General features: G+C 59.3%; 21 protein-coding genes. 2 read left to right on the plus strand and 19 right to left on the minus strand.

Going from position 1 to position 20,454, the window contains the following annotated elements:
• From HF921_RS06175 to HF921_RS06265, 19 genes are all read right to left on the minus strand, one after another.
• The coding region (locus HF921_RS06175) for a KUP/HAK/KT family potassium transporter (protein WP_215893522.1) at window positions 1-1,146 on the minus strand (1,146 nt) is incomplete at its 3' end.
• 117 nt (window positions 1,147-1,263) lie between these two features.
• Window positions 1,264-4,266: an EAL domain-containing protein gene (locus HF921_RS06180; protein ID WP_215893523.1), complete on the minus strand. Its 3,003-nt coding sequence runs from the start codon at window positions 4,264-4,266 to the stop codon at window positions 1,264-1,266.
• A gap of 399 nt (window positions 4,267-4,665) precedes the next feature.
• Entirely contained in the window at window positions 4,666-5,505 is an 840-nt protein-coding gene (gene tatC, locus HF921_RS06185) for a twin-arginine translocase subunit TatC (RefSeq protein ID WP_215893524.1), read from the minus strand.
• 59 nt (window positions 5,506-5,564) lie between these two features.
• Window positions 5,565-5,936 (minus strand): Sec-independent protein translocase protein TatB, encoded by a 372-nt coding sequence (gene tatB / locus HF921_RS06190; RefSeq protein WP_064218026.1) that lies wholly within the window; start codon window positions 5,934-5,936, stop codon window positions 5,565-5,567.
• A gap of 6 nt (window positions 5,937-5,942) precedes the next feature.
• Window positions 5,943-6,161 (minus strand): Sec-independent protein translocase subunit TatA, encoded by a 219-nt coding sequence (tatA, locus tag HF921_RS06195; RefSeq protein WP_064218025.1) that lies wholly within the window; start codon window positions 6,159-6,161, stop codon window positions 5,943-5,945.
• A 76-nt stretch (window positions 6,162-6,237) separates the two neighbouring features.
• On the minus strand, window positions 6,238-6,936 hold the full coding sequence (gene hisIE, locus HF921_RS06200; RefSeq protein ID WP_064218024.1) for a bifunctional phosphoribosyl-AMP cyclohydrolase/phosphoribosyl-ATP diphosphatase HisIE: 699 nt from the start codon (window positions 6,934-6,936) through the stop codon (window positions 6,238-6,240).
• Window positions 6,937-7,022: 86 nt separating this feature from the next.
• Complete coding sequence (gene hisF / locus HF921_RS06205; RefSeq protein WP_064218023.1) at window positions 7,023-7,784, minus strand: imidazole glycerol phosphate synthase subunit HisF; 762 nt, start codon at window positions 7,782-7,784, stop codon at window positions 7,023-7,025.
• Between the two features lie 4 nt (window positions 7,785-7,788).
• On the minus strand, window positions 7,789-8,517 hold the full coding sequence (hisA, locus tag HF921_RS06210) for a 1-(5-phosphoribosyl)-5-[(5-phosphoribosylamino)methylideneamino]imidazole-4-carboxamide isomerase (RefSeq protein ID WP_215892140.1): 729 nt from the start codon (window positions 8,515-8,517) through the stop codon (window positions 7,789-7,791).
• A 39-nt stretch (window positions 8,518-8,556) separates the two neighbouring features.
• The gene (hisH, locus tag HF921_RS06215) at window positions 8,557-9,228 is read right to left on the minus strand and encodes an imidazole glycerol phosphate synthase subunit HisH (protein WP_215893525.1); all 672 of its coding nucleotides are present in this window, start codon (window positions 9,226-9,228) and stop codon (window positions 8,557-8,559) included.
• Window positions 9,225-9,824: an imidazoleglycerol-phosphate dehydratase HisB gene (hisB, locus tag HF921_RS06220; protein WP_215893526.1), complete on the minus strand. Its 600-nt coding sequence runs from the start codon at window positions 9,822-9,824 to the stop codon at window positions 9,225-9,227. The genes hisH and hisB overlap by 4 nt, the downstream gene beginning before the upstream one ends.
• Window positions 9,821-10,900 carry a histidinol-phosphate transaminase gene (hisC, locus tag HF921_RS06225; protein WP_215893527.1) on the minus strand — a complete coding sequence of 360 codons (1,080 nt, stop codon included), beginning with the start codon at window positions 10,898-10,900 and terminating at the stop codon, window positions 9,821-9,823. Before hisC ends, hisB begins: the two co-directional genes overlap by 4 nt.
• Window positions 10,897-12,198 carry a histidinol dehydrogenase gene (hisD, locus tag HF921_RS06230; protein WP_215893528.1) on the minus strand — a complete coding sequence of 434 codons (1,302 nt, stop codon included), beginning with the start codon at window positions 12,196-12,198 and terminating at the stop codon, window positions 10,897-10,899. The genes hisC and hisD overlap by 4 nt, the downstream gene beginning before the upstream one ends.
• The gene (gene hisG / locus HF921_RS06235) at window positions 12,195-12,842 is read right to left on the minus strand and encodes an ATP phosphoribosyltransferase (RefSeq protein WP_215892145.1); all 648 of its coding nucleotides are present in this window, start codon (window positions 12,840-12,842) and stop codon (window positions 12,195-12,197) included. Before hisG ends, hisD begins: the two co-directional genes overlap by 4 nt.
• Window positions 12,839-14,107, minus strand: coding sequence for a UDP-N-acetylglucosamine 1-carboxyvinyltransferase (gene murA / locus HF921_RS06240; RefSeq protein ID WP_064218016.1), 1,269 nt, complete (start codon window positions 14,105-14,107; stop codon window positions 12,839-12,841). The genes hisG and murA overlap by 4 nt, the downstream gene beginning before the upstream one ends.
• Window positions 14,108-14,116: 9 nt before the next feature.
• Window positions 14,117-14,449: a Grx4 family monothiol glutaredoxin gene (gene grxD, locus HF921_RS06245; protein WP_064218015.1), complete on the minus strand. Its 333-nt coding sequence runs from the start codon at window positions 14,447-14,449 to the stop codon at window positions 14,117-14,119.
• Between the two features lie 36 nt (window positions 14,450-14,485).
• Window positions 14,486-14,728 (minus strand): BolA family protein, encoded by a 243-nt coding sequence (locus HF921_RS06250; protein WP_226834366.1) that lies wholly within the window; start codon window positions 14,726-14,728, stop codon window positions 14,486-14,488.
• Window positions 14,729-14,841: 113 nt separating this feature from the next.
• Window positions 14,842-15,639 carry an ABC transporter permease gene (locus HF921_RS06255; RefSeq protein WP_215861453.1) on the minus strand — a complete coding sequence of 266 codons (798 nt, stop codon included), beginning with the start codon at window positions 15,637-15,639 and terminating at the stop codon, window positions 14,842-14,844.
• 7 nt (window positions 15,640-15,646) lie between these two features.
• Window positions 15,647-17,083: a peptidylprolyl isomerase gene (locus HF921_RS06260; protein WP_215892146.1), complete on the minus strand. Its 1,437-nt coding sequence runs from the start codon at window positions 17,081-17,083 to the stop codon at window positions 15,647-15,649.
• Entirely contained in the window at window positions 17,083-19,275 is a 2,193-nt protein-coding gene (locus HF921_RS06265) for an LPS-assembly protein LptD (RefSeq protein WP_215893529.1), read from the minus strand. Before HF921_RS06265 ends, HF921_RS06260 begins: the two co-directional genes overlap by 1 nt.
• A 41-nt stretch (window positions 19,276-19,316) precedes the next feature.
• Here HF921_RS06265 and HF921_RS06270 point away from each other — a divergent pair, with 41 nt between their 5' ends.
• Window positions 19,317-20,333: an aminoglycoside phosphotransferase family protein gene (locus HF921_RS06270; RefSeq protein WP_226834367.1), complete on the plus strand. Its 1,017-nt coding sequence runs from the start codon at window positions 19,317-19,319 to the stop codon at window positions 20,331-20,333.
• Window positions 20,330-20,454, plus strand: a 125-nt coding sequence (locus HF921_RS06275; protein ID WP_305828935.1) for a nucleotidyltransferase family protein, incomplete at its 3' end; no start/stop codon positions are given. The genes HF921_RS06270 and HF921_RS06275, both read left to right, overlap by 4 nt.

Here is a 20,454-nt window from a genome sequence, read left to right on the forward strand (position 1 = left end):
GACCAGAACGGTGGTCAGTAGCATGGTGCCGGTAACCGCCGTACCATAGGCGAAACTCAGCGCGTTCGAAGACCCGAACCAGAGAATCGCCGCGATAACCGCCACCATCAGGACCCCGTTGAGTCCTGGAAGATAGATCTGCCCGCGCTCGGATGCCGAGGTGTGAATGATGGTCAGACGTGGCACGTAACCTAGCAGCAGGGCTTGGCGTGTCGCGGAATAGGCTCCGGAAATCACCGCTTGCGAGGCAATCACTGTAGCGATGCCCGATATCACCACCATAGGCAGAGTCGCCCAGGCGGGGAAAAGCCGGAAAAAGGGATTCTGAGCAGCCGAAGGGTTGATCTCCAGCAAGGCACCCTGGCCGAGATAATTGAGGGCCAGGGCGGGTAGCACCAGAAAATACCAAGCCATGCGGATGGGACGCGCACCAAAATGACCCATATCGGCGTAGAGCGCCTCTGCCCCGGTGACGGCGAGGACTACAGCGCCCAGGATCACCAACCCACCGATGCCGTGTATTCCGAAAAAATGCAGGGCGTACCACGGGTTGAGCGCAAGCAATATCTGTGGATCAGCGATGATCCAGGTCAGTCCGGAACCAAAAAGCAGCAGGAACCATACCAGCATGCTCGGACCGAAGAGGTGACTAATGGCCGCCGTGCCGCGACGTTGGACCAGAAAGAGTCCAATGATCACTCCCAGAGCCAGGGGGAGGACCAGCGGTTTCCAGGCCGGAGAGGCGACTTCCATGCCTTCCATGGCCGACAGCACTGAAATGGCTGGGGTGATGATGCTATCTCCATAAAAAAGGGCTGCACCCAAAAGTCCAATACTCAGTATCCACCAGCGCAATCGTCCGGAATGCCCTGTTGCATGGGCGGCCAGAGCGGTCAGCGCCATGACGCCGCCCTCGCCTTGATTGTTCGCCCGCATGATCACCCAGGCGTATTTGACACTCACGACCAGCACCAGAGTCCAAAAAATCAAGGAAAGGATACCTTGGAGATTCGCCGCCGTGGGGGGCAAGGACATGGCGGACAGACAGGCGCTGAGGGTGTAAAGCGGACTCGTGCCGATGTCCCCGAAGACCACGCCGAGGGTGGCCATAGCCAGCAGGGGAAGGGTTTCTTTCTGGTCGTTCATGACATTCGCCAGTGCCTGTACGGCTGCAAATACCGAAGATAAAAGTGAATATTCGCTCGAATGCTGCCTTTGTCAAAATCAAATGCTTCGAACGCTGCCCAATCCATGTCAATAATTTTATTCATTGGAAGAGGGCGGTAGGGCAGTGGCCGCTGCATCGGCTCGCATGCCCTGCACCGCCTGCCCCAGCGATTCCTTAAAGCGGTGGCTGTGCCCGTGCAACTGGATGAGCAGGTGATGGAGTTCCTCGCGCGTTCCGCTTTGTCGTACCTGAAGGATTTTCCGGCCCAGGGCATGCACCGTTTCGTGCTCGGCCAGCAAGGCCTCCACCTCGGACAGTTCTGCTGCGTGGGTGTGCAGCCAGGTCGTGATCGGGCAGTCGGCCAGTTCCGTATGCTCGTAACCCTCATGATTCATCGCGGATTCTGCTGCCGCACGCACCCATCCCAGATGCTGGTACAGGGCCAGCATCGGCGTGTCCGCATCCCCGGCGCCGAGGACGAAGGTGCGCACAAAATCTGCCACCGCTTCCGCCTCCAGCGGCCTGGCAATGGCGTACCCCTGGAGATAGTCGATCTTCATTTCGCGCAGGAGGGCGATATGTGCTTCGGTTTCCACGCCCTCCACGGTGATGAGGACGCCCATCGCCAAGCCCAGGCTGACGAGACTTTCGACGAAAATCAGGTCCTGGGGCTTGTTCGACAGTTCGCGGATGAAACCCTGATCGATTTTGATCTCGTCAATGGGCAGATTTTTGAGTCGCAGGAGGGAGGCGTATGCACTCCCCACGTCATCCAGGGCGATTTTGACGCCCGCACCGCGCAGTCGCTGCAGATGCTCCGGGGCGACCCCCTGCTCGAGGATTTCCCCGATCTCCAGCACCTCCAGCACCAGGGATTCCAGGGGAATGCCCGGATAAGCGGCCAGGATGCCAAAGATCGAATCGGCAAATCCGGGACTGTCGAGCTCTTCCGGAGTGACGTTGACGCTGAGGAAGAGATCCAGGCCCATCTCTCGCCATTGCGTAAGCTGCCGCAGTCCCGTCTGCAGCACGAAGCGCCCCAATGCCTGGCGTTCCAGCACGCCCAGGGAAGGAAGGAAGCGCTCGGGGGAGAGCTCCTGATCCTCCCGGTTCCACCGGGTCAGGACCTCGAGACCTGCCACCCGACCCGTCGCCATGGCCACCAGAGGCTGATAGCGCAGGGTCACCGCTCCGCTGGCCAAGGCCCGCAGGAAATCCCGGCGCAATATCTCATCGCCCATGCTGACGTTACCAATGTCCGGATGATAGACCTGCACCCAGCTTCCGCCCTCTCGACCAGGACGTGTTTTGGCGGCGTACATGGCCTGGTCCGCGTGGCGCAGGAGCAGGTCGGCGTCCCCGTCGTCGAAGGGATAGATGGTCAGTCCCATACTCGCCTGAATACGGACGATTTCCCCTTTGATGTGCAAAGGCTGCGCAATCGCGGCCTGGAGGCGGGCCAGGACCTGATCCAGTGCATCCATGCTGCGCAGGCCTTCCAGCAGCAGTACAAACTCGTCACCCCCCAGGCGGGCGATCGTATCCATCCGCCGCATGGCGTCCTGCAGGCGGCGGGCCATTTCTTTCAGCAGCTCGTCTCCGGCATCATGGCCGTAGGTGTCATTGATCGGCTTGAAGGCATCCAGATCGAGAAACCCCACCGCCAGGAGCCGCTCCTGACGGTCGGATCGCGCTATTGCCTTACCCATCTCTGCATCCAGAGCGCGGCGATTAGGTAGTCCGGTGAGCGTATCGGAGAGCGATTGCCGTGCGAGTTCATCCATCAATCGATGCCGTTCCGTCACGTCCACATAGGTACCGAGCGTGCGCTGCGCGCCGTCCGTGCCGTCCAGGCGTTGAATGGAAATATCCATCCAGACGATCTCTCCATCTCGACGGCGATGCGGTACATCCCGGAGCGTCCCGTTACCTTCGCTTAGGGCTGTCTGCTCAACTGCGCTTACTCGGGCGTAGGTTGCCGCGTCGGGATAGATCGCCAGCGCCTGTTGTCCGACCAAATCCCCCGGAGAAGATGCCCCGAGCATTTTCAGCATACGCGCGTTGACCCGCTCGAGAATCATTTCTGGAAAACGCACGACCCCGATGCCGGACGACTGCGTGTTCAGCAGTGCCTCGTTGAAGGCGTTGGCTTCCCGCTCCTTTCGCAGAATATCCAGACGATCCAGGCCATAACCGACGTCTTGGGCCAAATCCGTCAATATCTTCTGGAGATCGGCATCGAAAATATTCTCTTCGCCGTGGTACACCACCAAGACGGCCCAGCGCTTGCCGCCACGGAAAATAGGTAGAGCGGCGCCTGCCTTCATTCCGAAGGCTTCAGCACGCTGCGCCCATGGAAGCATGTGGGAGTTTTGGGATATTGAAAAAATGTAAACCGGTTTCTGATCGCGCCAGGACTGACCTACGGGGCCTCGTCCCTCTGGAAGTTCTGCGGACGTGGATATATGTATCCCCGACAGATAGCCCAGCGCCGCCCCGGCGGCGGCAAGCGTTTGAAACCGGCCTTTGTCGTCGGGCTGACCAATCCACGCCAGCCGTAGGTGAGCGTGCTGGGCGGCCAGTTCGCAGAGGGTGCGCAGCAGATCCGCCTCGTTCTCCATCTGGGCAATGGCTTCATTGGCGCTGGAAAGAAGCACACTGAAATCGGTGATCCGTTGCAGGTGTCTGGCGACGTCCTGCTGGGCAGATTCCAGCGCCTTGCGTTTGGTGATGTCACGCGTGATGGCGAGCAGGTAGGGCCTGTCGAGTTCGACGGATACCGTGTTGACCTCCACAGGAAACGTTGAGCCATCCTTGCGGCGGTGTATGGTTTCGAACAGCGCGTGTCCCGATTCCCGTAACTGCGCAAGCACTTTCTGGGGGGCCGCGCTGTAAGCCGTGTCTATTATGTCGTAAATGCTCATGGACAGGAGTTCTTCACGGGTGTAGCCAAGGGCGCGGCATCCCGTCGCGTTTATGTCTAAAAAACGGAGGGTGACAGGATCGAGCACCTCGATGGCGTCGCTGGAATTGTCGAACAAGGCGCGGAGTAGCTTTAACTTCGCCTCGGCCTGCTGATATTTGGTGATGCTATGCATAATGGTCACCGCTCATGTGCGTCGCCCTCTTCATATTTGCAAACTCACCAGATGGCTCTATATGATTTTCTCCGACCGGCGTAGTGCCTGCAATATATTTGGATCCGAGATGTCGGTATTCGCCGCGGTCGGCTCATCGCCGGTGGTCTGGCCTTTTTTGTCCAGAAGCGGCTTTTATCAGTAGGTGTGCCCCGGTATTACCGGTCTGTGGCAGGCCAGAAACCACTTTTGCAGAATGTGCCTCTCTGGGTACCTGATATGTGATGTCCGACAAAACCGTAGACACCGGTGAGCGAGGTGGTCATGAGGATTGGTTCCTGGTACGGGTTAACTGGAAGGCGGTCCAATGGCGTTCCACGAAATCGGTAAACTCCGCCCCTATGGGGGGTGCCCATTTTATCAGCTCTTCGGGCCATTTTCATCCTTATCCCGAAAGCTTTCCTCGGCGGCATCCATCTCGGCGGCAACATGGTGCGACGGCTCTACTGTTGTATCATCAGCGGCTGCCTCTACGCCCGGCCGGGATACGGGCAGCCGTGCCGCGAAGAACAGTCCGACTTCAAAGAGCATGTACATGGGAATGAGCAGCATGACCATGGATAAAACATCGGGAGGGCTGAGTACTGCCGATGCGATGGCGCAGATCAGGAATGCGTAGCGGCGACTGCGGCGCAATGTGGCCACTTGTAGTACCCCGATACGTACCAGTACGACGATCAGGATGGGAATCTGGAAGGCGAGACCAAAGGCGAGCGAGAATTTGACGATGAGCGATAGGTAACTATCGACTTTGGGCATGGCGGTAATATCATTGCCGGAGAAGCTCACAAAAAATCGGAAGGCATTCGGGAATACGATAAAATAGGCAAAGAGCATCCCACCGATAAACAGGAAAACAGAGGCAAAAATGAGTGGGAAAAAGGCCTTGCGCTCGTGTTCATAAAGGCCGGGGGCTATGAAGGCCCAAAATTGATAGAGAATAATGGGGAGGGCCAGCACAAAGCCGGATAGTAAGGAAAGTTGCACATAGGTTAAAAATACTTCAGGTAAACTAGTGTAAATTAAGTGACTGCCCTTGGGTAACACCTCAATCAGTGGCGCGGCGAGAATGGTATAAATTGCTTTGGAGAAGGGGTAAGAGGCCATGAAACCGACAAAAACGGCAATCACTGCAAATAATACACGGCGGCGCAATTCCAGCAGGTGACCGATAAAGGTATTCTCCGCCAACTTGTCCATGCTTAAAAAACGTCCTTAGGCGGTATAGATGTGCTAGTGAGTTTGAGCGGGCTACACAATCAATGCAGGCGGTTTTCTGACCCGGGCAGCTCTGCATGCTGCACGGGCGCCGGCAGTATATCTAGTTCACCCTGTTTTTGCTCTGCTATGATCTCTGGTGTTTCATCGCTTGCTGTCGGAATGGCTGTAGCGGTAGTGTCCGTAGGCAAAAGCGCTTCATTGGCGTAATCGCGCAGCCGGTCCGCTTCTTGGCGGAGGTCATCCAGTAAGAACTGCTGTTCGACCTCAGAGCGCAGGCCCGTCATGGTACGCCGCATGGCGCCGTACCACTTCCCCGCAGTGCGCGCAAGATCGGGCATTTTTTCCGGTCCGACCACGAGCAGCGCAATGATCCCGAGTAGTGCGAGTTCGCCGAAGCTGAAGTCGAACATAAGCGGTCAGCGGTTAATGGTTTCGTGTTCTTTACTGGGCTGGACATCGGCGTCAATGGTGTGGCCGACGATTTCCTTTTTTTCCTCCTCCTCCTTGACGGCAGAGCGGAAGCCCTTGATGGCGGAACCCAGGTCCGAACCCACGTGGCGCAGTTTTGCGGTGCCAAACAGCGCGACCACTATCAACAAAATGATGACCAGATGCCAGATACTAAAAGCGCCCATCACTGTTCTCCTTCCCCCGCAGAGGGGTTTACGCACTACACCAACCGTTGGACCATAGGAAAATAAATCGCTTGCGTCAAGTTTGGGGGCGCCGTGCCGCTTTCTCTTCCAGGCCGGAAACGCCCTCGCGGCGCGCCAGTTCTCCGAGGACATCATCTATATGCAATTCATGTTCCTCTAAGGCCACCATCAGGTGAAAGAGGAGGTCCGCCGCCTCCGCAATAATCGGTTCCGGCTCAGGATTCTTGCAGGCGATGATAAACTCGGCGGCCTCTTCTCCCACCTTTTTCAAGACCCGATCCCGGCCCCCATGGAGCAGTTGTGCCACGTAGGATTGGCCGGGATCAGCCATTCGCCGACCATGCAGCGTGGCCTGTAAACTATCCAGGATGCTGCCGGGCGGCGGAGCCTGATGCTGCCAGCCATCGGTGCCGGGTTGGCCGAGAAAGAAGCAGGTTTTCTCTCCCGTGTGGCAGGCAGGACCTTCCTGAATGACACGCATAAGAATGGTGTCACCATCACAGTCGAGGCGCAGATCGACCAGATGCTGGACATGGCCGGAGGTCTCGCCTTTACGCCAGAGCGCCTGCCGGGAGCGCGACCAGTAGGTGCCCATGCCCACACGAAGCGTCGTCAGCAAGGCCTCGGCGTTCATCCAGGCCAGCATGAGTACCTGGCCGCTGCGTGCATCCTGAGCGATGGCGGGTACCAAGCCATCGGCATTCCAGTGCACGGCGGCGAGTATGGCCGAATGCTTCGCTTCCGTATCACCCATGCTGGTCAGAACCTCTCGTTGATGCCCTTACTTACTATCCAAAATATACGCGGTTACGGGCTGACCGGTGCGCCAAGCCGCGCTCGTCAGCGGATGGCGCGTACCGGGATACCCGCCTCTGCCATCTGTGCCTTGACCTCGGAGATGCGAAACTGGCCGAAGTGAAAGACACTGGCCGCCAATACCGCATCCGCATGCCCTTGCTGGATGCCTTCGGCGAAGTGCTGGATTTCTCCGACACCACCCGAGGCAATGACCGGGACCGGCACGGCATCACTGACGGCACGGGTGAGGGCGAGATCGAAGCCGACCCCCGTACCATCGCGATCCATACTGGTTAGCAGGATTTCGCCGGCGCCGTATTCGGCCATTTGCCGCGCCCAGGCCACCGCATCCAGGCCGGTGCCGCGCCGCCCGCCGTGGGTAAAAACCTCCCAATGATCATCCACGCGCTTGGCATCGATGGCGACGACGATACAGGAGTTACCGAAACGTCGGGCGGCAGCGCGCACCAGTTCCGGTTCATTGACGGCGGCGCTGTTGATGCTGACCTTGTCGGCACCGGCGAGAAGTAGGGTGCGGATATCTTCGACGCAACGCACGCCACCGCCGACCGTCAGGGGAATGAAGACCTGGGCAGCCACGGCAGACACCACATCGGCAAGGGTACGACGTTCTTCATAACTGGCAGAAATATCGAGAAAGGTAATCTCATCAGCGCCCTCGTCGTTGTAGCGTTTGGCCACTTCCACCGGATCGCCGGCATCGCGCAGGGCAACGAACTGGACGCCCTTCACCACACGACCGTGGTCGATATCCAGACAGGGTATAATGCGCTTGGCGAGCATCTGCTTAGGCCTCTGCCCGGGCCCGGGCCCGGGTAAAGTCCAGGGTTCCCTCGTAGATGGCGCGGCCGGTAATGGCGCCGGTGATGCCGTCTCCTTCGTGGGCCTTGAGCGCCAACACCTGCTCCAGATTGGCGATGCCGCCGGAAGCGATGACCGGCACGGGCACGGCCTGCGCGAGCGCTACCGTTGCGGGAATGTTCGGGCCGTTGAGCATGCCGTCGCGGCTGATATCGGTGTAGATGATGGCCTCAATACCATCGGCAGCGAAGTGTTGAGCGAGATCAATGGGATCGTGGCGGGACAGCTTGGACCAGCCTTCGGTAGCCACTTTGCCGTCACGGGCATCAATGCCCACCATAATATGGCCGGGAAAGCTTACTGCGGCGTTAGCGACGAAGCCGGGGGCCTTGACCGCCTGAGTACCGATGATCACGTAGCGAACACCCGCTTGAATGTAGGCTTCGATTTGCTCTTCGCTGCGGATACCGCCGCCGACCTGAATTTCAAGGTCGGGGAAGTGGTTGCAGATAGTGGCGATCGCCTGTGCATTGACCGGCGCTCCCTGCACTGCACCGTCGAGATCGACGATATGCAGACGTTTGGCGCCGGCTTCCACCCAGCGCTGCGCAGTGGCGATCGGATTATCTGAAAAAATCGTGTTGTCTTCCATCCGGCCCTGCCGTAAACGCACACAGTTCCCGTCCTTGAGGTCGATGGCCGGAATCAACAGCATGACAACTTCCTCCACACAAAGTTATTCCAAAAAACATGGTCAAATCGCACAGCTTTCTCCACGGTCACCATCCCAGCCGAGGAAGTTTCCCAGCAGGCGCAGGCCTGTCGTGCCACTTTTTTCGGGATGGCACTGCAGGGCAAATAGATTGTCCGCCGCCATCGCCGCACAGAAGGGGAAGGCATAATCGCTAAAGGCCGCGAGTATCTCTGGGGTGGAGGGCTCCACGTAGAAGGAGTGCACGAAATAAAAATAGGCATTTTGTGGAACACCAGCAAAAAGAGGATGTTCCACCAGCTGATGCAGATCATTCCAGCCCATGTGCGGAATTTTCAGGCGGCGGCCATCCGCCGCCTGCAGGGCTTCTTCCGGAAAGGGAATGACACGCCCTGGCAGCAGACCAAGGCCGGCGTGTTCTCCATGTTCCATGCTGCAGTCCATGAGCATCTGCATCCCGAGGCAGATGCCGAGGAAGGGCCGAGTCTGCGCCGCAACGCGGACGAAGTCACTGAGTTCACGGGCCTCCAACGCGGCCATGCAGTCACCGAAAGCACCGACCCCCGGAAAAATGATGCGGTCGGTGGTGGCCAATTCGCTGGCCTGATCGCTGACAATCGCTTTGCCACCCAGATACTCCACGGCCTTGGCCACGGAATAGAGGTTGCCCATGCCGTAATCGATAATGCCGACGCGGGTTGTGGCGGCGCTCATAGGGTCAGGGTACCTTTGGTACTGGGCACGGCGCCTGCCATGCGCGGATCGGGGGTGACGGCCATGCGCAGGGCACGACCAAAGGCCTTGAACAGGGTCTCGGCGATGTGGTGGGTGTTGTTGCCGCGTAAGGCGTCCAGATGCAGGGTCACCTGAGCATGGTTGACGAAGCCCTGAAAGAATTCATGGAAGAGGTCCACATCGAAGTCACCCACCTGGGCGCGCGGGAACTCGACCGCAAAGATCAGTCCGGGACGACCGGAAAGGTCTACCACCACCCGTGACAGCGCCTCGTCCAGCGGCACGTAGGCATGGCCATAGCGCTGGATGCCGGCCTTGTCCCCCACGGCGCGGGCAAAGGCCTGACCGAGGGTGATGCCGACATCCTCTACCGTGTGGTGGGCGTCAATGTCCAGATCACCTTGGGCCTGAATGCGCATGTCGAAAAGGCCATGACGGACGATCTGATGGAGCATGTGATCGAGAAAAGGCAGGCCCGTGTGCAGATCCGCCTGCCCGGACCCATCGAGATTCACGGCAACACGGATCTGGGTTTCGAGGGTGTTTCTTTCGACTTCGGCTTGACGCGGATTCACAGTAAAGACTCCAGTACGGCCAGAAAGCGATCATTTTCGGCGGGGGTGCCGACACTGACCCGTAGATATTCGCTGAGACGGGGGTGACCTGTAAAGGCTTTGATGAGCACCCCGCCTTCGCGCAGCCCTGAAAATAGCGCTGCAGCCCGCCCGGGGGCATGAAAGAGCAGGAAATTGGCGGCGCTGGGCCAGATCGGCAGGCCGTAGGAAGAGATGGTCTTAAGGAGCCTTTCCCGCTCGCTACGCAGGATTTCGGCCTGCGCGTCCAGCACCTTGGTATGGCATAAATAGAAAGCGACGCTACGCTGGGTGAGCACATTGATGTTGTAGGGCAGACGCAACTTGTTCAACTCCTGAATCCACGCCGCCGGCCCTGCCAGCATCCCCAGCCGCAACCCCGCTAGGCCCTCCTTGGACAAGGTGCGTAGCAGGAGGAGGTTGGGCGTGCGTCCCAGGTGATCGGCAAAGGTCGTCCGACTGAAAGCGTGGTAGGCCTCATCCACCACCACCAGGCCGGGTGCGGCAGCGACAATGGCTTCCAGATCGGCCTCGGGGAAGAGACTGCCGCTGGGGTTGTTGGGCCAGTCGAGGAAGATGATGCCAGGCTGCTGCGCGGCGATAGCGGTCAGCATGGCGGGGAGATCCAGCTGAAAGTCCGCGTCCAGAGGAATGCCCGTAAAGGCGAGCCCGAGTTGTTGCGCCAGGATGCGGTACATGACGAAGCTGGGGTCCACCGCCATGATGGGGCGCTGGCTACCGGCCACGGCGGTCACCAGAATCTGGATCAACTCGTCGGAGCCATTGCCGAGCATGAGTTCTGCACCTTCGGGTACACCGATATGGGCTTTTAGGGCGGCGATGAGGGCATCCGGGTGCGCGTCCGGGTAGCGGTTGAGGGGCGCATCGGCGAGGCTTTCCAGCCATTGCTGGCGCAGCGCGGCGGGTAGATGGAAGGGATTCTCCATGGCGTCGAGCTTGATGAGCCCGTCACTGGGCGTCACCGCATAGGCTTTGCTGGCCAGCAACTCCGGACGCAGCAAGCTCTGCATCAGGGTGGTTGTCGACTTGTCGTTCATGATCCAGCTTTGGGAATGCGGCAGGCTGCTGAGCGGGCATGCGCGGTCAGGCCTTCGCCCTGGGCGAGTCCTTCGGCGATCCGCCCCAGTTGCGCGGCTCCGGCGGGGCTGACATGGATGAGGCTGCTGCGCTTGATGAAATCGTAGACACCCAGTGCCGATGAGAAACGCGCGCTGCCGCCCGTGGGTAATACATGATTGGGGCCGGCGACATAGTCGCCGAGGGCCTCACAACTGTGGATGCCCATGAAAATGGCGCCAGCGTTGTGGATGTCCGCCAGCCAGTCTTCCGGATCCGCTACGGCCAGTTCCAGATGCTCCGGCGCGATACGGTCGGCAATGGTGCAGGCCTCGCCGCGATCGCGCACGCGGATCACCGCGCCGCGGTCTGCCCAGCTCTTGCGGGCGATAGGCGCGCGGTCCAGTACCGCAAGCGCGGTATCTACGGCAGTGAGCACCGACTCGATATGTTCATCGTCCCAACTGATGAGGATGCTCTGGGCCAGTTCATCATGTTCCGCCTGGGAAAGCAGGTCCCAGGCCAGCCACTCGGCGGGTGCCGAGCCATCGCTGATGACGAGGATTTCGCTGGGCCCGGCAATCATGTCAATGCCGACCCGACCGAAGACCATACGCTTGGCGGTGGCCACATAAATATTACCGGGGCCGACAATTTTATCTACCGCCGGGACACTCTCTGTACCATAGGCCAGCGCCGCTACCGCTTGCGCGCCGCCGACACAGAATATCCGATCCACCCCGGCAATAGCCGCCGCCGCCAGCACCCAGGGATTCACCTGCCCCTGGGGAGTGGGGACGGTCATGATGATCTCCTGCACGCCCGCCACATGCGCGGGGATGGCATTCATCAGCACCGAGCTGGGATAAGCGGCCTTCCCACCGGGCACGTAAATCCCCACCCGGGACAGGGGTAGAATGCGCTGGCCCAGCACCGTGCCGTCGGTCTCGGTAAAGGTCCAGCTTGTGCTGCGCTGGTGCTCGTGGTAGCTGCGGATACGTTGCGCCGCCTTTTCCAGGGCAGCGCGCTGACCAGGCTCCAGGCCATGAAGAGCTTGCTCCCAGTGGTTGCGGGGGATTTCCAGATCGGCGGACGAATCCGTATGCAGGCCGTCGAAGCGCTCGGTATACTCACGCAGCGCCGCATCGCCCCGGTCGCGGACCGCCGCGACAATCTCCCGCACCCGCTCTTCAATCTGCGGATCCAGGTTGGCGTCCCAGTCATGCAGGGCGTGAAACTGCTGGGCGAAATCGGGGTTGCGGGTGTCCAGACGATTCATGACGCGACTTGCGCCTCCAATTGGCTGATGAGGGTTTCGATGGCGTGGCGCTTGAGTTTCATGGCCGCGCGGTTGACCACCAGACGGCTGGAAATAGGCATGATTTCCTCCACCTCCACCAGTCCATTTTCTTTGAGCGTCCGGCCGCTGGATACCAGATCGACAATGCGATCGGCGAGACCGACCAGAGGTGCCAGTTCCATGCTGCCGTAAAGCTTGATGATCTCCGTCTGCACACCACGAGCATGGAAATAATTGCGGGTGATGTGCGGATATTTGGTCGCGATGCGTACCCGTTCCCAGTTTTGCGGGGTATCGTGGGCTGCCAAGCTGACAGGTTCGGCCACTGCCATGTGGCAGATGCCGATGCGCAGGTCGAGAGGCTCATAAAGGTCCAGGCCCTCCTGCTCCAGCAGCACATCCTTGCCAGCGATACCCACATCAGCAGCGCCCCAGGTCACGTAGGTTGGCACATCACTGGCGCGGATCACCAGAAAGCGCACCGCAGGATCTGTGCTGGGGATGATCAGCTTGCGGGATTCCTCAGGATCTTCCGTCAGATGGATACCTGCTCCCGCAAAGAGGGGGATGGCTTCTTGCAGAATTCGTCCCTTGGACAGCGCAATGGTGATACCGGTACTCATGCGACGCTCCTGTTGCTGATCCGGCGGATATCCGCCCCCAAGGCGCTGAGTTTCTCTTCGATGACCTCATAACCGCGATCCAGATGGTATATCCGGTCAATGAGGGTTTCGCCCTCTGCCACCAGCCCGGCCAGGACCAGTGAGGCGGATGCCCGGAGGTCGGTCGCCATCACCGGCGCACCGCGCAGGCGGGGTACCCCGCGTACCACGGCGGTCTTGCCGTCGGCGTTGATGTCGGCGCCCAGTCTCCGCAATTCGGAGACGTGCATAAAGCGATTTTCGAAGATGGTTTCGGTGATGACGCCGCTTCCCTCGGCGATGCAGTTCATCGCCATAAGTTGCGCCTGCATATCCGTGGGAAAGGCCGGATAGGGCGCCGTGCGCACATCCACCGCCCGCGGTCTGCACTTCATGCGGATGCGGATCGTGTCCGCCTCGGCGGACACCTCCGCCCCCGCTTCCCGTAGTTTGAGGATGATGCTTTCCAGCAAGCCCGCATCGGTGCGTTTCAGACAAATATCGCCGCCGGCCATGGTCGCCGCCACCAGATAGGTACCCGTCTCGATGCGGTCCGGTACAACACTGTGCTCGGCGCCATGCAGTTCAGCTACGCCCTCAATCTCGATGACCGACGTCCCCGCTCCGGAGATCCGCGCACCCATGGCCGACAGGCAGCGGGCAAGATCGACAATTTCCGGCTCGCGGGCGGCGTTTTCGAGAATGGTGCGTCCCGTGGCGAGGGTGGCCGCCATGAGCAGGTTTTCCGTACCGGTGACGGAGACGATCTCCATGACAATGCGGGTGCCGCGTAAACGGGATGCCTGTGCTTTAACGAAACCGTCCTCTACGGTGATTTCCGCGCCCAAGGCCTGTAGGCCGCTGAGATGGACGCTCACCGGACGACTGCCAATGGCACAGCCGCCAGGCAGACTTACTTCCGCCGAGCCATGGCGGGCCAGCAACGGGCCGAGTACCAGAATCGAGGCGCGCATGGTCTTCACCAGTTCATAAGGGGCGACGACCGAATGTACCGGGCGCGGATCGACTTCAATCCCGAGCTGGCCGTCTACCAGCACCCTGGCACCGAGCGTGCTCAACAACTCCAGGGTGGTGGTGATGTCGCGCAGGTGCGGAATGTTGCGTAGTTGCACCGGCTCACGTGCCAGCAGGGTAGCGGCGAGGCAGGGCAACGCCGCGTTCTTGGCCCCGGAAATCCGCAACTCACCATGTAAGGGGCCATTACCACGCAACAGCAGTTTGTCCATGGATACGAATCAGCTCGCGCCGGCCACTTGCGCGCTGTCGACCAGTTTCTTCAGTTCGCCCTGCTGATAGAGATCGGACATGATGTCTGACCCGCCGACAAACTCGCCCTGAATGTAGAGCTGGGGAATGGTGGGCCAATTGGAATACTGCTTGATACCGTCGCGAATCTGCGGGTCGGCCAGGACGTCCACTGTAAAGAGCTCCTTGACGCCTGCTTGCTGCAACAGTTGCACGGCGCGGGCCGAAAAACCGCATTGCGGCGCCCGCGGGTTGCCCTTCATGTAGAGCACGACGGGATGCTTCTGAACCTGCTCCTGAATGAGTTCCTGAATCGTTGCCATGGTTATCCTCGTTAATTTAGGGGGGGAGTGCGCCGATTAATGTGCCGCGGGGTGATGGACTGGCTGTGCCTGTTCGGGCGTCAGGGTGCGTAGCGAGAGGGCGTGAATCTCCTCGCGCATGCGTTCGCCCAGCGCATCATAAACCAGTTGATGCTGCTTGATGAGGGAAAGCCCGATAAAGGTCGGGGAAATGACCAGCGCCTCGAAATGGGCACCGTCGTCTCCCAGGACTTCTATGAAAGCGTCGGGAAGCCGTTGCTGGATGAGTGACTTGATCATATTGGCGTTCATAGGATGTAGTGTAACGTAAAAATGCCGCTGTGTGATGTGGCCACTTATGCCCAAACTTGTGTCATGCCGTGCTGGCCCAGAGAGCGATACTCAAGTAGTGCCTACTGGCGCAACTTGTAGCCGCGATCCAGCAGGTACCAGGCGAAAAGACCCGTTACGCCCGCGAAGGCGATGCTGACGCCCAGACATGTCCACACGCCGACATCAGAATCCGCGAAAAAGCCATAGCGAAACCCGTCTATGATATAGAAAAACGGGTTGAACAACGAGAGGTGCTGCCACATGCCAGGCAGGGACTGCATGGAGTAAAAGACACCCGCAAGAAAAGTCAGCGGCATGATGATGAAGTTTTGGAAACCGGCAATCTGATCGAATTTTTCTGCCCAAAGCCCGGCAATCAAGCCCAGTGAACCCATGCCGCCCGCCCCCAGAATGGTAAACGCCACAATCCACAAGGGATGCAGCAGCGGTATTCGCAGATACAACAGTGCCAGTGCAAGGATTGCAATCCCCACCAGTGCGCCACGCAGCACGGAGGCGGCAACCATGGCAATGTATATTTCGGTAGGGCTGAGCGGACTGAGCAGCAGAAAGACGATGTTCCCCGTCACCTTGGCTTGAATCAGGCTGGAGGAACTATTGGCAAAGGCATTTTGCAGGATCGACATCATCATCAGGCCGGGCACGATGAAAGCCGTATAGCTGACCCCCGGATAGACCGATATATGTCCGCCTAAGGCGTGCCCAAAAACCACCAGGTAGAGGATGGTGGTGATCAGCGGGGCGGCAATGGTCTGTAGCCACACTTTGCCGAAGCGCAAGGTCTCTTTGTAAAACAAGGTCCAGGTCGGTGCGAAGCGGGCGCGTACGGGGCCGGGATCTGTCACGGCCTGCTTCATAAAAATCTCATGCATCGCTGCCGCGCAGGCCGGATTCGAGGATTTCGACGTAGGCGCTGTCGCGGATGCGACGTTGCCACTCGTCCATGCGCTCGTGGACGATGCGGTTGTAGAGCTGCATGCGTGCGGCAGCCATGATCTGCTTCTCTTTAACCGGCTGCTGGCGTTGTGCTTGAGAGTGCAAAATGTATATGGCATCCCCCTCGCGGATGGGACTGCTCACCCCACCAGGTTGCAAAGTGATCAGTGTGCGTTCCAGACTGTCTGGCAATTGTCCGGGAGCGACCCAGCCCATTTCTCCACCGCCGCCGGCGGTGCTGGTGTCCTGGCTGTAATGACGCGCCAGTTCGGAGAAGCGGGTGCCGCTTTGCAGCGCCTGCTGAATATCCTGCGCGCGTGCCTCAGCTTCCTGCAACTGTAGACTGTTGCCGGCCCGCAGGACGATCATGGCCGTTTTGACCTCGGTGACCGTCGGCTGTTCATGCTTGACATCGAGCAACTTGAAAATATGAAACCCGGTAGGCCCCGGAATAACGGGGCTGATTTCGCCCGCCTTCAACTGGAGGAGGGTCTGGGTTACCGAGGGCGGGAGTTCGCCCGCCTTGATCCAGCCGATGCGTCCGCCCTGCAAGGCGTCATGGCTGCTGCTGACCTGGGCGGCGAGGCGCGAAAAGCTCTCGCCGGCCACCACGCGATCACGCACTTGCCCGGCTTCATTCCGGGCCGCGCTGACGGCGTCCGGTGTCGGGTTGCCAGGCAGCGGGATGAATATTTGCTGCAAGTCGAAACTCACACCGCCCATTTCTTTGAGCTGTTGCGCGAAGGTTTTCACCTCGTCGGGACCAATGTGGACCCGGTTCTCCACTTCCTGCTGCATGAGGCGATCCACAAGAATGCGATTCCTGAGGTCGTTGGTAAAGCTTTTCCACGACTGTCCTTGATCGGTCAGCGCTTGGCGTAGCTGGTCCTTGGTGAGGTGGTTGGCTTGAGCGAGATTGCTGATGGCCTGATCCAGCGTTCCTTTGTCGACCTTGATCCCGGCCCGGTGCGCAATTTGCAGTTCGATGTCCTGAAGGATCATCTGCTGTAGCACCTGGCGGCGCAGGACGTCTTCGGGGGGCATGGCGTTGGGGTCTTGCGTCTGCAGTCGGGCACGCACGGCGATTACCCGCTGCCCCAGTTGCATGGAGGTGATGATGTTGTCGTTCACCACCGCAACGACTTTGTCGAGATTCTGGGTGTTTTCGGGTAATGGCGCCACCGTCGGTGCTTTGGCAGAGTTTTCCGAATAAGTGTGCGTTGTCGTACCGGGTGGTGCCACCACCGGTGCGGTCGGCAGCAGGGTGTCGCGGTTGAGAAAAGGCGTGCTTGCCCAGGCTAACACCGGAGCGGCTCCCAGAACGATGCTCAGGGCGAGAAAAATAGGACGGCGTTTGAGCGACATCAAAACTCCATGCTGGCGCCCGGCACATACTGGCTGAGCAAAGCGTTTGAGGCATTGCCGAGGCTGGTCAGGCCACGCAACACGATCTCCAGATAAATAGCGTTATTGGACTGCCCGCCAAGAAGGATCTGATGATAAACCATCATATGGGCTGCCCAGCAGCCGCCATCATAGCCGATCCCTGCGAGCTCCTCCAGCGGCTTGTGATCGGTGATGTCATACTGATAACTGCCGAGCGCCTGCCAGCGCTTGTAGATCGGCCAGGCACCGGAAAGGCCGGCCTGATGCACGAAGCCTCGGGTATAGCGATAGTCCAGGTTGATGACGCGCTGTGGGCCGGGTAGCCACTGGGCGCGCAGGTTGAGCCGCTGCAGGTTGCGCTGCTGGGCGTTGACCTGTGAACTGGCGAGGAGGTTGATGTCCGGAAGGGGCGCATACTGTCCCTCGAAAAAATAATTGGACTGCTGGTTTTGCGGGACAATATCGCCGGCGAGGTTGATCTGGCGTCGGTTGAAGTAGCGGATCTGACCGACAGCCGCTTGCCAGAGCTGGCGCCCGCTGGGCGTGAGCCAGGTGCCGCGCAGCCCCAGCGCGACCTGATTGGCGGCGTTGATGCGATCGCTGCCGGTATAGAGGCTGTTATTCTCAAAAATCATCGGAAAGTTCTGATAGGGTTGACTGGCATCGAAAATGGGGATGCCGTTCTGGGCCTGCAGGGGAATGTAGGTGTATTTGAACAGGGGTTGCAGCAGGGTTGTGCTGCCGTCGCTGCCATAGCGGACGAAATTGAGACCGCCCTTGAGACTGAGTGCCGGCAAGGTGCGGTTAGTGGCGCGCGCGTAGGGGAGATTACGCTGGATCTGATAGTGACTGTAGTAAAGTCGGGCCTGCGGTTCTAAAAAGCCCCAGCCGCGGCTAAAACGCCAGCCGAGGGTGGGAGTGAGGTCGAGACGCTGACCGACGGGACCTGTCGAGGCCGAGAAATAGTTAAAGCTGCTGTGCCAGTCGAAATAACCGTTGCGCCCCACTCGCCAGTAGGCATCGGCAAAGAGGCGGGGAAGCTGGGAATAGGGCGCAACACTGTAAGGCACCAGCATCTGATAGGCTTGCAAGGTGGCGCCGGCGTTAATGTGCGTACTGTTGTAATACAGACCCCCGGAGGAGCTGATGTAGGGCGCGTTGCCAATGCCGCCCACAAAACTGCTGCCGAAATTCGCTGTGCCGCCAAAATCCGAAAGGAAATTTTTGTAACTGACGTGGTTGTAATCGGCGTTGAAACTGAATCCGTCGCCCAGATTTTGCGTATGCTGCCAAGAGATGGCCCAGATATTTTTGTGGGTCAATTGATCAGAGGGGAGCAGATCCATATAGAGTTTGCCACTGTAATTGGGTTCCAGATAGCGAAATTCATTCTGTAACATGACGCCGCGCTTGCTGAAGTAGTTGACAGTGAGGGTGTCGTCCATGTTGTGGGCGATATCGAAATAGTAGGGAATGCCGAGGTAAAAGCCGTTGATGGTAGAGCTGCCCACACCGGGGGCAAGAAACCCGGAGTGTCGTTTCAGCGGAAAACTGAAGTAGGGCATCCAGAATATGGGCAATCCAAAGACGTCTACCGTGGTATTGGTGGTGGAGATATAGTTGTCATTCTGGTTGAGATCGATGCGCCCGCTCCAGAGCTGCCAGGCCGGCTTTTCGCCATGACAGGTGGTGTAGCAGGCTTCGTTGAGCTGATACCGCCCCTTACCCAGTTCTTTGCCGTTTTCGGCGTGGCCGTGCCCTTGTTGCGCTTCCAGCAGGTAGCGGGGATGGACGATTACCCCTTCGTTGGCCCGCAAGTGGATGGTGGCCTTGGGTGCCGCGGTGACCAGGCCGGGGCTGACCATGCGCACGTGACCGTTGGCGATGATTTCATCAAGGGCTTGATCGTAGTGCATGGTGTCGGCATAAACCCGGCGGTCACCGTAAAGTACTTCGACATGGCCGCTGGCTGTCCAGTGACCGCTGCCCAGGCCGTGGACCTGATCGGCATAGAGGGTGATCGGCCCCTTTGCGGCGGCGACAGCTATTCCGGGTGTCAGCAGGGCGCCCAGCAGGGCCAGGCGAATGCCAGAAAGCAGGACATGGCTACCGCTTCCCGGGCGAGTTGGCCGGGGTCGGGATTTTCCGATATTGTGCAGAGGGTTTTTCATAGGAGCGTAAAATCGCACAAAATGCTTTTATGCCGCAATCTTTGCTTACATCGAATTTTCGCAGTGCGGCGGCGGAGTCCTCTCTGTCACCCACCGCCGTGCACTGGCTCGCACAGCAGGGCGTTACGACAGCGTCGGCGCGCGCCATTCCCGGCGATGCCAGCGGGCGACGTTACTGGCGCCTGCCGCCGGACCTCATCTTCATGGATGCTCCTCCACCGGAGGATATTCTGTCCTTTTTGCGGGTGCGGCACCGCTTTGCCCGGGCGGCCTTGCCGGTGCCTCGGGTGCTGGCCGCCCAAATGGCCTCAGGCTTTGTGCTGCTGGAGGATTTGGGGCACGACGATCTGAAGCGGGTACTGGACGCGGGCTCGAATGTGGATCGGTGGATGCGGCAGGCAATGACCTTGGTCCTCAACCTGCAGCAAGCCGGGCAGCGGCAGGCGGCGTTGCCCCCTTTGCCATTTTTCTCACCGGTCCGTCTGCGGGATGAGCTGATCCTGTTTACGGACTGGTATCTGGGCAGGCATCTTGGCTTGGTGTTGAGCCCGCAGCAGAGCGTTGCTCTGCAAACCTTTTTTGCCGTATTGCTGAATAATGCCGCAGCGCAGCCGCAGGTCTGGGTCCACCGGGATTTTCATGCGCGTAACCTCATTGTTCGGCGGGACACGGGTTTGTTGGCGATGATTGATTTTCAGGACGCCGTGCTCGGACCATGGACCTATGACCTGGCTTCTCTGCTGTGGGATCGCTACTGGGATTGGGGACGGGCACAACGGGATGCCTGGGCACTGGATTTTTTGGCGGCGCATCGGCGTGGTGTCGCCCTGTCGCCACCGACGGATTTTCTGCGCCGTGTCGGGCGCATGGGGTTACAGCGTAACCTGAAGATTCTCGGTATTTTTTGTCGCCTGGCTTACCGCGACGGGAAATCGGCTTATCTCGATTTTCTACCTCGGTTCTGGGCTTATGTCGTAGATGCCCTGGATGCCGATCCACTGTTGCAGCCTTATCAGGAGCTTTTTGCCCTATGGCAACCGCCGTTACCCGGGCGATGATCCTGGCTGCGGGGCGGGGCGAGCGACTCCGACCTCTTACCGATCATGTCCCGAAGCCCCTATTGGAGGTTGCTGGAAAATCCCTTATCGCGCGCCATCTGGAGTCGCTGGCTGCGGCGGG

The sequence above is a fragment of the Acidithiobacillus ferriphilus genome (genome assembly GCF_018854775.1).
Classification (GTDB): Bacteria; Pseudomonadota; Gammaproteobacteria; order Acidithiobacillales; family Acidithiobacillaceae; genus Acidithiobacillus; species Acidithiobacillus ferriphilus.

Bases quoted from the DNA above. Each gene is read 5' to 3' on its own strand.
- HF921_RS06180 (WP_215893523.1), bottom strand. From the start codon at position 4,266: ATGCATAGCATCACCAAATATCAGCAGGCCGAGGCGAAGTTAAAGCTA.
- tatC (WP_215893524.1), bottom strand. From the start codon at position 5,505: ATGGACAAGTTGGCGGAGAATACCTTTATCGGTCACCTGCTGGAATTG.
- tatB (WP_064218026.1), bottom strand. From the start codon at position 5,936: ATGTTCGACTTCAGCTTCGGCGAACTCGCACTACTCGGGATCATTGCG.
- tatA (WP_064218025.1), bottom strand. From the start codon at position 6,161: ATGGGCGCTTTTAGTATCTGGCATCTGGTCATCATTTTGTTGATAGTG.
- hisIE (WP_064218024.1), bottom strand. From the start codon at position 6,936: ATGGGTGATACGGAAGCGAAGCATTCGGCCATACTCGCCGCCGTGCAC.
- hisF (WP_064218023.1), bottom strand. From the start codon at position 7,784: ATGCTCGCCAAGCGCATTATACCCTGTCTGGATATCGACCACGGTCGT.
- hisA (WP_215892140.1), bottom strand. From the start codon at position 8,517: ATGCTGTTGATTCCGGCCATCGACCTCAAGGACGGGAACTGTGTGCGT.
- hisH (WP_215893525.1), bottom strand. From the start codon at position 9,228: ATGAGCGCCGCCACAACCCGCGTCGGCATTATCGATTACGGCATGGGC.
- hisC (WP_215893527.1), bottom strand. From the start codon at position 10,900: ATGAACGACAAGTCGACAACCACCCTGATGCAGAGCTTGCTGCGTCCG.
- hisD (WP_215893528.1), bottom strand. From the start codon at position 12,198: ATGAATCGTCTGGACACCCGCAACCCCGATTTCGCCCAGCAGTTTCAC.
- hisG (WP_215892145.1), bottom strand. From the start codon at position 12,842: ATGAGTACCGGTATCACCATTGCGCTGTCCAAGGGACGAATTCTGCAA.
- murA (WP_064218016.1), bottom strand. From the start codon at position 14,107: ATGGACAAACTGCTGTTGCGTGGTAATGGCCCCTTACATGGTGAGTTG.
- grxD (WP_064218015.1), bottom strand. From the start codon at position 14,449: ATGGCAACGATTCAGGAACTCATTCAGGAGCAGGTTCAGAAGCATCCC.
- HF921_RS06250 (WP_226834366.1), bottom strand. From the start codon at position 14,728: ATGATCAAGTCACTCATCCAGCAACGGCTTCCCGACGCTTTCATAGAA.
- HF921_RS06255 (WP_215861453.1), bottom strand. From the start codon at position 15,639: ATGAAGCAGGCCGTGACAGATCCCGGCCCCGTACGCGCCCGCTTCGCA.
- HF921_RS06260 (WP_215892146.1), bottom strand. From the start codon at position 17,083: ATGTCGCTCAAACGCCGTCCTATTTTTCTCGCCCTGAGCATCGTTCTG.
- HF921_RS06265 (WP_215893529.1), bottom strand. From the start codon at position 19,275: ATGAAAAACCCTCTGCACAATATCGGAAAATCCCGACCCCGGCCAACT.